This window comes from Acinetobacter sp. HA (assembly GCF_000264725.1).
Lineage (GTDB): Bacteria > Pseudomonadota > Gammaproteobacteria > Pseudomonadales > Moraxellaceae > Acinetobacter > Acinetobacter schindleri.
This window is the reverse complement of record NZ_AJXD01000063.1, coordinates 1-12,903: the sequence shown is the minus strand read 5'-3', so window position 1 is coordinate 12,903 and position 12,903 is coordinate 1. Positions and strand designations below refer to the sequence as shown.

Here is a 12,903-nt window from a genome sequence, read left to right as displayed (position 1 = left end):
GGCACTGTTGCAAATAGAGATTTGAGTCGATGATGTTTCCTTTAAAAAGTACTTAGAGACCGAAAACCCTGTTGATTAGACACACTTCACCCTGAGGCTGACCATAATAAAATGACGATGCTTGTCCTTTACGTAGTGCACGCATGACTTCAATACCTTTAATTGTGGCATAAGCCGTCTTCATAGATTTGAATCCTAATGTGGCCCTGATGATCCGCTTTAGCTTGCCATGATCACATTCAATCACGTTATTTTTATACTTAATCTGCCTGTGCTCAAGGTCTGGTGGACATTTACCTTCCCGTTTTAACCGTGATAAAGCACGTCCATATGTGGGTGCTTTATCCGTGTTGATCACTTGTGGAATTTGCCACTTCTTCACATTATTTAAAATTTTTCCAAGAAAACAATATGCTGATTTGGTATTACGTCTAGAAGAAAGATAAAAATCAATGGTATCGCCACGTTGATCGACTGCACGATACAGATAAGACCATCGTCCATTCACTTTTACATAGGTTTCATCAATATGCCACGAGCTCAGATCTGTAGGATTACGCCAATACCAGCGTAAACGTTTTTCTATTTCAGGAGCATAACGTTGAACCCAACGGTAAATAGTCGTGTGATCAACATTCACACCCCGTTCGGCCAGCATTTCCTGCAGTTCACGATAGCTAATGCCATATTTACAATACCAGCGCACAGCCCAAAGAATGATTTCGCCCTGAAAATGCCGACCATGGAAAGGATTCATATGCTGCACCTTTAGCTAAAACAGTCTTCAGCTTACCATTCGTGGTTATTTGCAACAGTGCCGGAGGAACAATTAACCAAAGTGGCAGCTTAAATATCAAAGCCACCTCTGTTGGTAGTTCATCAGTGCTTTCTCAAATCATCCGAATGGTTGAACAGGCACAGGGTTCCAAGCTGCCTATTCAGGCATTGGTTGATAAAATTACCATGTGGTTTGTACCTGTAGTAATGGGTCTCTCTCTTTTAACTTTTATTACTTGGTTTATCTTCGGCCCTGAGCCAGCCCTAACGTTTAGCTTAGTTAATGCAGTTGCGGTACTCATTATTGCATGTCCTTGTGCAATGGGACTTGCAACGCCTACATCAATCATGGTGGGAACTGGGCGTGGTGCTGAAATGGGTGTTTTATTCCGTAAAGGGGAAGCTTTGCAGCTGCTCAAAGAAACTAAAGTGGTTGCTGTTGATAAAACAGGGACCCTGACTGAAGGGAAACCAATTTTAACCGATCTGCATGTCTTAGAAGGGTTTGAATACAATGCCGTACTTTCACTTATGGCAGCCGTTGAATCAAAGTCTGAGCATCCTATTGCTCGAGCAATTGTACAAGCCGCTATAGATAAGGAATTAATCCTGTCTCCTGTTGCTGATTTCAAGTCAGTCACGGGCTATGGAATAGAAGCAACGGTGTCTGAACATTTGGTTCATATTGGTGCAGATCGATATATGGAAAAACTAGGTTTGAATCCTAATGTTTTTTCTCAATTTTCGGATCGTTTGGGAGAAGAAGGAAAAACCCCTCTCTATGTTGCGATTGACCAGAAACTTGCTGCCATTATTGCTGTAGCAGATCCAATTAAAGAATCAACATTTGCTGCAATTGAAGCGTTACATCAGTTAGGTTTAAAGGTTGCCATGATTACAGGTGATAACCGTCATACAGCTCAAGCGATTGCAAAAAAACTAGGTATTGATGAGGTTATTGCAGAAGTCTTACCAGAAGGTAAAATAGAGGCCGTTAAAAAATTAAAAAATCAATATGGTAAACTCGCATATGTTGGAGATGGCATTAATGATGCCCCTGCACTTGCAGAAGCAGATATTGGTTTAGCAATAGGTACAGGTACAGACGTAGCTATTGAAGCTGCTGATGTGGTTTTGATGTCTGGCAACCTGAAAGGAGTGCCAAATGCTATCGCTTTAAGCAAAGCGACTATAACCAATATTCGTGAAAATTTATTTTGGGCATTTGTTTACAATGCAGCTCTGATTCCTATTGCAGCAGGTGTACTTTATCCGCAATTTGGACTGCTACTTTCTCCTGTATTTGCTGCTGGTGCAATGGCTCTCTCGTCAATATTTGTACTAGGAAATGCTTTACGATTAAAACGTTTTAAAGCCCCCCTTGCAATTATTTAACCATTTTTTATATACATTTAAAGTTTTGTTGGCTTTACTTTATATATTTGGAAATGGTCTAAGCCATGTTGGCTTTTATTAAATATCATACAGTTGATATTCTAATTATTTGAGAGGGATTAAGATGAAAAGAATTTTATTAATATGCTTTATAGGCATGTCATTTACCTATGCGAATGCTCATTCTGGGGGAACGAACTTACAGGGTTGTCATACCAACAGTAAAACTGGTGATTACCACTGTCATTAATAGGTGCGCACACAGTTTTTTTATTTAAAAGACTGTGCTTTAAAGTTATAAGTAGCGTTTAACTAAAGCTAAAAATTCATTTAGTTCTTTTTCCTTTATTTTCTCAGTATCACCGAGTACATGTTCTCTAAGATGAAGTTCTATTAACTCATTCATTAAGCCATTTATCGCACCTTTAATTGCTGCAACTTGCTGTAATACCTCAATACAAGAATTTTCAGAATTTAAAATATTCTGTTCAAGGGCATTAGTTTGACCTTGAATTCGTCTAATCCGATTTAAAATTTTTTTGTTCTGATTTAAGTGAGACATACTATTCAACCTCAAGAACATATACTATGGGGGAGTATTAATTGTGGTGCAATAAAATGTAATATCTAAATAATGTTAAAAGTGACCATTCGCATCAATTTGACGAAGGAAATCCTTTAGCACAAAAGAAAATTTTAATCGCAACCATCCTCACTGGTGTAATGATGGTGTTTGAAATTTTTGGAGGATGGTTCTTTAATTCCATGGCTTTATTGGCTGATGGATGGCATATGAGTTCTCATATGTTGGCATTGGGCTTAGCTTATTTTGCCTATAAAATGGCTCGAAAATATGCTCGTGATCAGAGATTCTGTTTCGGTACATGGAAGATAGAAATCTTAGCTGGATATTCGAGTGCCATTTTATTGATGGTTGTTGCTGTATTCATGGGTGTTCAATCGATAGAACGTTTATTCAATCCTGTGAATATTCACTACAACGAGGCAATTTCAATTGCGATTGTTGGCTTGATCGTTAATTTTATTTGTGCCTGGTTACTACGTGAAAATGGTCACCACCACCATCATCATCACTCTCATGATGACCATGACCACCACCACGATCATCATCACTCTCATGATGACCATGACTTAAACCAGAAAGCCGCTTTTCTTCATGTAGTAGCAGATGCAGTAACTTCTGTATTAGCGATTATTGCACTTTTCGCAGGGAAGTATTTTGGATGGGATTTTTTAGATGCAATTCTAGGGATCGTAGGTGCAGTGCTTGTAGCACAATGGTCTTGGGGATTGATTAGAGAAACAGGTAAAACATTGCTTGATGCAGAGATGGAACATCCTGTAGTAAAGGAGATTCAGGAAGTTGTAGAGGAATTAGATAACCAAATTACGATTACTGATCTGCATGTCTGGAAAGTAGGTAGAAGTAAATTTTCATGTATTTTATCCCTAAATACAGTTAATGACTCCTTAACAGCAGAGGTAGTTCGTAAAGCTTTGTCAATTCATGAAGAGATTGTTCATATTTCTGTTGAAATTAACAAGAATTTCCATGTTGTTTAAATTAATATTTATTCCTTTTAAACTTTATCAGTCTATTTATGTAAATCTTAGATTAGAATTTGTTTGTTGTAGAGCGTCGGGGCGCCTCGGCAATTCTGCGTGTTGAAATAGAAAGGAAAATTCATTTTCTGAATGAAGATATCGGGTATGAACGGGTAAAGATACAATCCACGATTCATATTCAATCCCATGCCTTTAAAGCGCAAAGCGTGTTGCAGATGCAGCTCTTATTCCGAGGAATTTTACACTGGTATCGCCCGCCGATAGAAACACCAGATCCGGCAGTCAGGACGTAAATAACCATTCCTCCAGTTTAAATAAAAAAACCTGCAGATTCGATGCAGGTTTTTTTTAGAGATAATCAATCGCGTCTTATTTGGCTTTACGCTCTTTCTCGATCAGGTAATTCACCACCTGAATGACTTTGGCATCATTACCCTGCACAATATATTTACCATTCACGGTCACTGCCGGAACACCACTTAACTGATACTGAGCAGCCAGATTTTTGGCTTGGGCAATTTTCGAAGTGATCGGGAAAGATTTATAAGTGCTGTTAAATTTCGCTTCAGGAATACCATAGCGGGTATAGAACTTGGCCAATTGCGCCTGTTCTAAAATTGGACGCTGCTTATCATGAATATCATGGAATAATTGTAAATGTGCTTTTTGACGCACACCCAATGCTTCAGACACATAATAAGCACGCGCTGCCTGCTCCCAGAGTGGATTCATTGCAGCCGGCGTACGTACAAAACGTACATCTTTTGGTAATTTTTTCAACCAGCCCTGCATATGTGGTTCAAGCGCGAAACAGTGACCACAGCCGTACCAGAAGAATTCACGTACCTCAATTCTGCCCGGTTTTTCGACTTTGACTGGTTTTGCAACCACCTGATAGTCCTGACCTGCCACAAAATTGGCCATAGCATTGCCTGAAAAGGCCAAAACAGATGCGGCAACAGCTCCTAAAAGGAATTTTTTCATTGGGATTATCGTCCTCTAAATCATTATGCTTAGTGTATGGGTTCACTATAAATCAATTATGCCGGTTCCGTTTTCATGCTGCGAACTTTTGTGCTATCAGAACCGCTACATTAAAGTATGCGACTGATTTTAAGTCAGTTAATATGGCCATTCGACCGCTATGTGTTTTTAGACAATCACAAAAGTTAAACTTTGAGTAATAAAAACGGTTATAATTTCTACGATTAAAAAGTAGTGGTCAAACCTACAGCAAATATTAACTTCTTACTATTCTCTTCAGTAACAGCCGCGTGGCTATGATAATTGCTGGAATTTACAACATAGAACTGAGCAAAAAATGATTTATGAAAGGTTTATTAAATTAAATAAATTATTTATATAGTTAAAATTCACCTGATAAATCACTTTTTAATTTAAATTACTATGTTAATTATTTCTAAATTTTTCTCTAAGAAACGGAGTCCCCCATCAGCAAAACTACCGGTTGAAAAAACTATAGTAAAAATAACTAAAATAATCTTCATGTACATATTATTGAATCTAATCATATCTTGGACCAAAAAAATCTTTACTTATAATAATGAGTAAATATATACATCAGAATGACAAAAAAATTACAAACTTGTAATTTTGTTAAGGTTTGTTCTCAAAAAATAAATTAATACTATTTTAAAAAAGATAAATCGTTGCTGAAAAAGCTAGATTGCAATCGAGTTAATTAATTATAAATCAAAAACTTATATTGTATAAAATTAGTAACTCTTTGCTTTCTGCACTTATTATTTAATCAACGTTTCACGATTTTCATAAGCTAAACTAAATATAGTCGCCAATTTCAATTGAGTTATTTCCCGGCTTTTAAATACCGATATACCGCTTGGCGACTAATTCCAAATGCCTGGCCTAATGCCATTTTTGAAGGGTACTTCCCTTCCTTCCAGTCTTGTCGCAAAGCTTCAGCCTGATCAGGTTTCAATTTATGTACCCGGCCTTTGTACTTCCCTTGAGAAGAGGCAAGTTTAATTCCTTCCTTTTGCCGCTCTAAAATGATCTCACGTTCAAACTGTGCAAAAGCACCCATCAGTTGCAGCATCAAATTATCCATCGGGGTGGATTGGGCCGTAAAAGTAATATTTTCTTTTACAAACTGGATGGCAATCCCTCGTTTGACCAGTTTATCCACTTCAGTCACCAAATCTTTTAAGCTTCGCGCAAAACGATCCATGGAATGTACTATCACCCGGTCTCCTTCCCGGACATAATTCAACATTTCCTGAAATTTCGGTCGGTCGGTATTTTTACCTGAAGCACGGTCAACAAAAATCCGGTCGACTTCAATTCCCTCAAGTTGACGTCCCGTATTTTGCTCGACCGAACTCACTCGCACATAGCCTACTTTTTGGCCTTTCACTTTTTACGCCCCAATTGGATAAAAATGAACAATTTCGTAAATTATAAATCTTTAATACCAAAGTTACATGTTACTTATGATTAAAAAACATTTAAATGGTACATGTTTTTAAGAACTTTTAAAATGTAATTTTAGGGTATACTCTAAATTTACATATTTAAATAACGAGTTTTTTCTCACTCATAAGAATTTGCAAGAATATATATACATTTATTGACATTAAGTAATTTAAATAAAATCAATATACGTATTTACATATATGTGGAAATACGTATATAAGTATATCTGAGTTTCTAATAGCAGTGTTAGTCAAAATGTTCTCGACCATAAAGATTTATCACAATCCTGAGTGTGGTACATCAAGGAATACCTTAGCTTTAATTCAAAATGCAGGAATTGAACCAATCGTTATTGAATATCTAATTACCCCACCTTCGAAAGCAGAATTAATTGAACTTATTCGTAGTGCTGGTTTAAGTGTTAGAGAAGCAATTCGTAAAAATGTACCTCCATATTCTGATTTAGAAATTGTTCGGGAAGATTGGTCTGATGAACAGCTTTTAAATTTTATGCTTCAACATCCTATTTTGATTAACCGCCCATTCGTTGTTACGGATTTAGGTACACGTTTGTGTCGTCCTTCTGAAGTTGTTTTGGATATTCTCCCGTTTCCTCAGAAAGGCGCATTTAGCAAAGAAGATGGTGAAAAAATTATTGATGAAAATGGCCAAAGAATTAAATAGTACTTTCTCATCTCTTGAATGGAAAGAATGTGAAGGAGATTTATATGGATCAAGTTAATTTTTTTAAATGCTTATCAGATGAAACACGTCTCAATATAGTGACATTAATTGTTGAAAATAAAGAACTATGTGTATGTGATTTGACTGAAAAACTACAACTCAGTCAACCGAAAATTTCAAGACATTTAGCCCTTTTACGTGCTTCAGGGCTACTTCAAGATCGCAGACAAGGCCAATGGGTTTACTACAGTATCAATCCAAAATTGGCCAACTGGTGTTATGAAATTTTAGATATTTTGAAGACGGTTCAATCTCAATCAAAGCTGGATGATCAACACCCCCTTTCTGTAAATAGTTATTGTGAGTAATTCAATGAAATTTTTATTTTTATGTACTGGAAATAGCTGCCGTAGCATTTTGTCTGAAGTTTTGTTTAATAGCCGAGCACCAGAAGGTTGGAAAGCCTATAGCGCTGGGAGTAAGCCTTCAGGTCAAGTTCACCCGCTAACTTTAGAAACCCTTGAAAACTTAGGATTATCTACCGAAGGTTTATGGAGTAAAACGATTAATGATTGTGAACAATATCAACCTGATGTTGTGATCACAGTATGTGATTCTGCTGCTCAAGAAGCATGTCCACTTTATTTGGGTGGAGCAATCAAGGCACATTGGGGCTTGGCTGATCCTTCACACTTAGACGTGAATAAAGAAGAAAAAATGAAAGCCTTTATGAGCACTGTTGAACATATCAATCGTCGCTTAGATGCTTTATTTAAACTTAATGTAGATAAACTATCTCGCTCAGAATTGATTGCAGCAATTAATCAAATTTCGAACGTTGAGTAAGTGAAATGTCTGAAAAACGCTTATCTTTTTTAGATCGCAACCTGACGCTATGGATTTTTATTGCCATGGCCTTAGGCATTGCCATCGGAAACTTCTTTCCTCAGGCTTCTGTCGCACTCGATAAATTAAGCATTGATTCAGTAAATATTCCAATCGCGATTGGTCTTATTCTAATGATGTATCCACCACTGGCAAAAGTGAACTATGCGACTTTGCCACAAGTGTTTAAGGATAAGAAAACCCTTACTTTGTCCTTAGTACAAAACTGGCTGATCGCGCCAGTACTCATGTTTGCCCTGGCAATCATATTTTTACATAGTTATCCAGAATATATGACCGGTGTCATCCTGATTGGTCTTGCTCGATGTATTGCCATGGTTCTGGTGTGGAATGGCTTGGCCTGTGGTGATAATCAATATGTTGCAGCATTAGTTGCCTTTAACAGCATCTTCCAGATTCTATTTTTCAGTACCTATGCCTGGTTATTCCTGACCTTCCTTCCACCCTATTTTGGTGTCGCTTCGCAGGTCATTAATGTCGATTTCTGGACCATCACCCATGCTGTTCTGGTTTATCTTGGTATTCCGTTCTTATTAGGTTTCTTAACGCGATGGATTTTGGTGAAACAGAAAGGCGTGGAATGGTATGAAACCAAGTTCATTCCGAAAATCAGTCCGCTGAGTTTAATGGCTTTGCTGTTCACCATTCTGGCCATGTTTAGCCTAAAAGGCGGTGATGTCGTGAGTCTTCCGCTTGAAGTTTTACGCATCGCGATTCCTTTAACCATTTACTTCGTTTTAATGTTCTTCATCAGCTTCTTTATGAGTAAATGGATGGGCAATGACTATCCTAAGACCACAGCAATTGCATTTACCGCAGCGGGGAATAATTTTGAATTATCACTTGCAGTAGCGATTGCAACTTTTGGTATCGCTTCGCCTGTTGCTTTTACCACGATTATTGGCCCACTGGTCGAAGTTCCTGTGTTGATTGCCTTGGTGAGTGTTTCACTCTGGCTGAGAAAGAAAGTTTTTAAAGAGGCCTAACTCTATGAATCTCCCAAATGTAGATCTAAATCTTCTTGAGCAACCCACCTTTGAAAAAGTTCAAGCCAAAGAACTTGCTCATCCTCCGCGAATTTTGCTGCTGTATGGCTCTAATCGAGAACGTTCTTACAGTCGCCTTGCAGTTCTTGAAGCCGGTCGAATCCTTGAGCATTTTGGGGCGGAAATAAAAATCTTTCATCCTAAAGGGCTTCCTTTACCAGAAGATGCGGATACTGAGCATCCAAAAGTAAAAGAACTGCATGAGCTTTTAGCATGGTCAGAAGGCATGGTCTGGTGTTCACCTGAACGTCATGGTTCTATGAGTTCCATTTTTAAATCACAAATAGACTGGATTCCACTTGCAGGAGGAGCAATCCGTGCTACCCAAGGTAAAACCCTTGCCTTGATGCAAGTCAGTGGTGGATCACAGTCATTTAACAGCCTGAACCAGATGCGTATTTTGGGGCGGTGGATGCGGATGATCACCATTCCAAATCAGTCTTCAGTTCCAAAAGCTTTTTTGGAGTTTGAAGAAGATGGACGAATGAAACCTTCGGCTTTCTATGACCGGATTGTGGATGTGATGGAAGAGTTATTTAAGTTCACCCTACTGACTCGTGGACAAAGCAAATACCTGACAGATCGTTATTCTGAACGCAAGGAATCGGCTGAAGAGTTGTCCAAGCGTGTAAATCAGCGCAGTTTATAAATGCTGGATGGTATTAAATACTGCGCCTCATTGCCAGGTCAGTAACACTTTTATGCTGTACCGATGAAGTGCTGTTAAAGGTACAATGAATATTGTAAAAACCCAGTCTTCATGATTGGGTTTTTACATTAAAGAAGTCAGAGATAAATAAGGAAAAGGTGAAGGCTTTGAACCAGAAACAGACTGAAACTGATGTGATCATTATCGGTGGTGGGCAGGCCGCTTTATCTACCGCTTATTTTTTAAAGCGCAAGAAAATCCCATTCATTATATTGGATGAGCAAAATCAAGCGGGGGGTGCCTGGCTGCATACCTGGGAGTCATTGCGTCTTTTTTCTCCTAATACCTGGAGTTCTCTATCCGGTTGGATGATGCCCATCACTGAACAGACCTATCCAACACGAAATGAGGTGATCCAGTATTTATCGGCTTATGAACAGAGATATCAATTTTCGATTGTTCGTCCAGTACATGTCGATCGTGTGGAATCGAAGGGAAAGTATTTAGACGTATATGCTGGAGAAAAGTTTTGGCGAGCCAAGGTGGTGGTCAGTGCAACAGGGACATGGCGCCAGCCGTTTATTCCTGATTATCCGGGACAGGAAAACTTTCAAGGCACGCAGTTACATTCAGCCCATTACCTGAATGCAGATTCATTTAAAGATAAGAAAGTCATCGTGGTGGGTGGGGGGAATTCGGGCGCGCAAATACTCGCTGAGGTTTCACAAGTTGCTGAAACCATTTGGGTCACAAAAACTCCGCCTCAATTTTTACCTGATGATGTCGATGGTCGAGTACTGTTTTTAAGAGCAACTGAGCGTTTAAAAGTACAACAAGAAGGAAGAAAAGTTGACCAGCCAATAGGTGGCCTAGGTGATATTGTGATGATCGATAGTGTCAAAGAGGCAAGGAATAGAGGAGTCTTACATAGCCGTCCACCTTTTCAATCTTTAGCTACAGATGCAGTTATTTGGCCAGATGGAAAAAAAGAGAAAATTGATGTGATTATTTGGTGTACTGGATTTAAGGCTTCATTAAATCATCTAAAAAGTATAGATATAGTAGAGCGAGATAACTTTGTAGAAGTTCAAAATGGAAGGTCTATTAAGTTACCTAACTTGTGGTTAGTTGGATATGGAGATTGGACAGGTATGGCATCTGCAACATTAATTGGCGTTTCTAGAACAGCGAGAGCTACAGTAGATGAGATCTTCACTTATCTACAAGAAATTAATACTAAAAAATTTTCAGAATAATTATCCATATCGAGTATAAGAATTTTAGAATCGGTTTTGTGTCTAGGCTACTGGGAGCATTCCAATATTTTGATTATTATTTCACTAAAAGTGTCTACAAGATCATGCTCTTCATTAAGCCATAATTTTTGATATTTAAACCTAATTTCATGAATTGCACTAAAAAGAGGGAACTCTTTCATAATTTATAATTAAATTAGAAGTTTTCTTAGGAAGCTGTTTAATATTATTGATATCTATACAGTTTTTCTTGTAAAAGCGCTTCATTTATAGTGAGTATTTCAATAAAATAAGGGAGCTAGCTCCCTTATTTTATTCATTTGCTAATTAAAGATTACTCGCAACTTGATATGTGATGAATGAAAAGATGTAGGCTAATGCAAACAAATAAGTTGCCATAACGACAGGCTGTTTCCAGCTACCTGTTTCTCGTCTAATTGTTGCTAACGTGGCAAGACAATGTGGAGCAAAAATAAACCATACCAATAATGATAAACCTGTGGCTAACCCCCATCCATCCGGGCCTGAAATTTGACTTAACAGACTTTGAGTTACTGTATCTTCATCACCTGACATCGCATAAATCACCCCAAGAGCAGCAATTACAACTTCCCTTGCTGCCATAGCAGGAATGAGTGCAATACATATTTCCCATGTAAACCCAATAGGCGCAAATATAGGATGAATTAAATGTCCTAACTGACCAGCTAAACTATAGTTAATGGCCGGCATGGTTGCATTATCTGGTGGTTGAGGGAACGTGACTAGCACCCATAACAAGATAGACAGTGCGACGATAATGCCACCAACTCGTTTTAAGAAAATAGTTGCCCTATCATATAAGCCTAATGCAATATTTCTAATATCTGGAATTCGGTATGTGGGAAGTTCAAAAATAAAAATACTTTCAGTTTTATCTTTTCGAACCAATTTCAGAAAGACTGAAACTAATAACGCTGAGACTATTCCCGACATATAAAGACCAAAAAGGACTAATCCTTGCAGACTTAACCAGCCGTAGATTAATTGGTTCGGAATAAATGCCGCGATCAATAAAGCATATACTGGCAATCTTGCTGAACAGGTCATCAAGGGTGCAATCATAATTGTTGCTAATCGGTCCCGTTCAGAGCTGATACTTCTGGTTGCCATAATTCCGGGAATGGCACAAGCAAAACTGGATAGCAGAGGAATAAATGAACGGCCGCTAAGCCCGGCTTTAGACATTAATTTATCTAAAAGAAATGCTGCCCGGGGTAAATAGCCTGACTCTTCAAGCATTAAAATGAAGAAGAATAAAATCAAAATCTGAGGCATATATGCAAGCACGCTACCTGCACCAGCAATTACCCCATCCACAACCAAGCTTTTTAATAGAGGATGTTGGATTAGTGGTCCAATAAAATCACTGAGCCATGCGACAAAATTTTCAATGAATTCAATAAAAGGCGTTGCCCATATAAATACCGCCTGGAACATCACAAACATGGTTAAAGTTAAGATTACTAAACCCAATACAGGATGTAGAAAAATTTTATCTAGAAATGCGGTTCTTTTATCACCACTGTCATTATTTAAAATAACTTGTTTGGTGATTTGTTTGACCTGTTCAAAATGACTTAATTCAGAATGATAAGGAGTAATAAAAAGATTTTTTTGTTCTAATTGATTAATTAAATCTTGAATTCCTTTTGTTTTAACTGCGACAGCTTCAACTACAGGGATACCTAACAGTTGAGACAGTTTATCCTTATCAATGGAAATACCACGCTTTTTGACCTCATCCATCATATTTAATACAAGAATCATAGGGCGATTTAGAGCACGAACTTCGAGAACCAAGCTCAAATGTAAGCTTAAATTTGTGGCATCTACAACGCATATAAAAATATCGGGTAGAATTTCACCTTTTAGCTCGCCCAAACAAACTGCCCTGGTGACTTCTTCATCTAAACTACTAGGTTTTAAACTGTAAGTTCCGGGTAAGTCAGAGATGGATCCGTAAATTTGAACAACTCCTATAAGTGATATTCTGCTCCTCAAATGATGTTATAAACATCAATATATGGAGTATTTTATGGCACGTAGACCAAGAAGAAATCATTCAAATGATTTTAAAGCTAAGGTAGCACTTGCTGCGATTAAAGCA

11 protein-coding genes and 4 pseudogenes are annotated in these 12,903 nt (G+C 38.0%); 9 read left to right on the top strand and 6 right to left on the bottom strand.

Features of this window, described 5'->3' with window-relative positions; genetic code table 11:
* Positions 1-52 precede the first annotated feature (52 nt).
* Positions 53-757, bottom strand: a complete 705-nt coding sequence (locus tag HADU_RS10705) for an IS6-like element IS1006 family transposase (RefSeq protein ID WP_001067784.1) — start codon at positions 755-757, stop codon at positions 53-55.
* A gap of 62 nt (positions 758-819) precedes the next feature.
* On the opposite strand from HADU_RS10705, the pseudogene HADU_RS10700 reads away from it, so the two are divergent.
* Both HADU_RS10700 and HADU_RS16100 read left to right on the top strand, forming a co-directional pair.
* A pseudogene (locus HADU_RS10700) lies at positions 820-2,172 on the top strand (copper-translocating P-type ATPase); the annotation flags it as partial.
* Between the two features lie 124 nt (positions 2,173-2,296).
* Positions 2,297-2,422, top strand: coding sequence for a YHYH domain-containing protein (locus HADU_RS16100; RefSeq protein WP_155756522.1), 126 nt, complete (start codon positions 2,297-2,299; stop codon positions 2,420-2,422).
* Between the two features lie 45 nt (positions 2,423-2,467).
* Here HADU_RS16100 and HADU_RS10695 read toward each other — a convergent pair whose 3' ends face one another.
* The gene (locus HADU_RS10695) at positions 2,468-2,734 is read right to left on the bottom strand and encodes a metal/formaldehyde-sensitive transcriptional repressor (RefSeq protein WP_005006352.1); all 267 of its coding nucleotides are present in this window, start codon (positions 2,732-2,734) and stop codon (positions 2,468-2,470) included.
* 80 nt (positions 2,735-2,814) lie between these two features.
* Between HADU_RS10695 and dmeF the strand changes: the two are divergent.
* Positions 2,815-3,756, top strand: a pseudogene (dmeF, locus tag HADU_RS10690) (CDF family Co(II)/Ni(II) efflux transporter DmeF); the annotation flags it as partial.
* Between the two features lie 372 nt (positions 3,757-4,128).
* Here dmeF and HADU_RS10685 read toward each other — a convergent pair.
* From HADU_RS10685 to HADU_RS10680, 3 genes and pseudogenes are all read right to left on the bottom strand, one after another.
* A complete protein-coding gene (locus tag HADU_RS10685) occupies positions 4,129-4,743 on the bottom strand; it encodes a thiol:disulfide interchange protein DsbA/DsbL (protein WP_004281236.1) in 615 nt (204 codons plus the stop codon).
* 177 nt (positions 4,744-4,920) lie between these two features.
* Positions 4,921-5,042: pseudogene (locus HADU_RS16095) on the bottom strand (cation transporter); the annotation flags it as partial.
* A 545-nt stretch (positions 5,043-5,587) separates the two neighbouring features.
* Positions 5,588-6,154 (bottom strand): recombinase family protein, encoded by a 567-nt coding sequence (locus HADU_RS10680; RefSeq protein WP_004812033.1) that lies wholly within the window; start codon positions 6,152-6,154, stop codon positions 5,588-5,590.
* Positions 6,155-6,468: 314 nt separating this feature from the next.
* Between HADU_RS10680 and arsC the strand changes: the two genes are divergently transcribed.
* From arsC to HADU_RS10650, 6 genes are all read left to right on the top strand, one after another.
* Positions 6,469-6,897 (top strand): arsenate reductase (glutaredoxin), encoded by a 429-nt coding sequence (arsC, locus tag HADU_RS10675; RefSeq protein WP_004733243.1) that lies wholly within the window; start codon positions 6,469-6,471, stop codon positions 6,895-6,897.
* A 44-nt stretch (positions 6,898-6,941) separates the two neighbouring features.
* Positions 6,942-7,265, top strand: a complete 324-nt coding sequence (locus HADU_RS10670) for a metalloregulator ArsR/SmtB family transcription factor (protein WP_004644742.1) — start codon at positions 6,942-6,944, stop codon at positions 7,263-7,265.
* 4 nt (positions 7,266-7,269) lie between these two features.
* Entirely contained in the window at positions 7,270-7,743 is a 474-nt protein-coding gene (locus tag HADU_RS10665; RefSeq protein ID WP_004781073.1) for an arsenate reductase ArsC, read from the top strand.
* Positions 7,744-7,748: 5 nt separating this feature from the next.
* Positions 7,749-8,789, top strand: a complete 1,041-nt coding sequence (gene arsB / locus HADU_RS10660; protein WP_004644740.1) for an ACR3 family arsenite efflux transporter — start codon at positions 7,749-7,751, stop codon at positions 8,787-8,789.
* 4 nt (positions 8,790-8,793) lie between these two features.
* Complete coding sequence (arsH, locus tag HADU_RS10655; protein ID WP_004644739.1) at positions 8,794-9,498, top strand: arsenical resistance protein ArsH; 705 nt, start codon at positions 8,794-8,796, stop codon at positions 9,496-9,498.
* 167 nt (positions 9,499-9,665) lie between these two features.
* Positions 9,666-10,754, top strand: a complete 1,089-nt coding sequence (locus tag HADU_RS10650; RefSeq protein ID WP_026444402.1) for an ArsO family NAD(P)H-dependent flavin-containing monooxygenase — start codon at positions 9,666-9,668, stop codon at positions 10,752-10,754.
* 327 nt (positions 10,755-11,081) lie between these two features.
* Here HADU_RS10650 and feoB read toward each other — a convergent pair.
* A pseudogene (gene feoB / locus HADU_RS10645) lies at positions 11,082-12,749 on the bottom strand (ferrous iron transporter B); the annotation flags it as partial.
* Between the last annotated feature and the right edge of the window lie 154 nt (positions 12,750-12,903).

Bases quoted from the DNA above. Each gene is read 5' to 3' on its own strand.
- arsB (WP_004644740.1), top strand. From the start codon at position 7,749: ATGTCTGAAAAACGCTTATCTTTTTTAGATCGCAACCTGACGCTATGG.
- HADU_RS10665 (WP_004781073.1), top strand. From the start codon at position 7,270: ATGAAATTTTTATTTTTATGTACTGGAAATAGCTGCCGTAGCATTTTG.
- arsC (WP_004733243.1), top strand. From the start codon at position 6,469: ATGTTCTCGACCATAAAGATTTATCACAATCCTGAGTGTGGTACATCA.
- HADU_RS10685 (WP_004281236.1), bottom strand. From the start codon at position 4,743: ATGAAAAAATTCCTTTTAGGAGCTGTTGCCGCATCTGTTTTGGCCTTT.
- arsH (WP_004644739.1), top strand. From the start codon at position 8,794: ATGAATCTCCCAAATGTAGATCTAAATCTTCTTGAGCAACCCACCTTT.
- HADU_RS10695 (WP_005006352.1), bottom strand. From the start codon at position 2,734: ATGTCTCACTTAAATCAGAACAAAAAAATTTTAAATCGGATTAGACGA.
- HADU_RS10670 (WP_004644742.1), top strand. From the start codon at position 6,942: ATGGATCAAGTTAATTTTTTTAAATGCTTATCAGATGAAACACGTCTC.
- HADU_RS16100 (WP_155756522.1), top strand. From the start codon at position 2,297: ATGAAAAGAATTTTATTAATATGCTTTATAGGCATGTCATTTACCTAT.
- HADU_RS10705 (WP_001067784.1), bottom strand. From the start codon at position 757: ATGAATCCTTTCCATGGTCGGCATTTTCAGGGCGAAATCATTCTTTGG.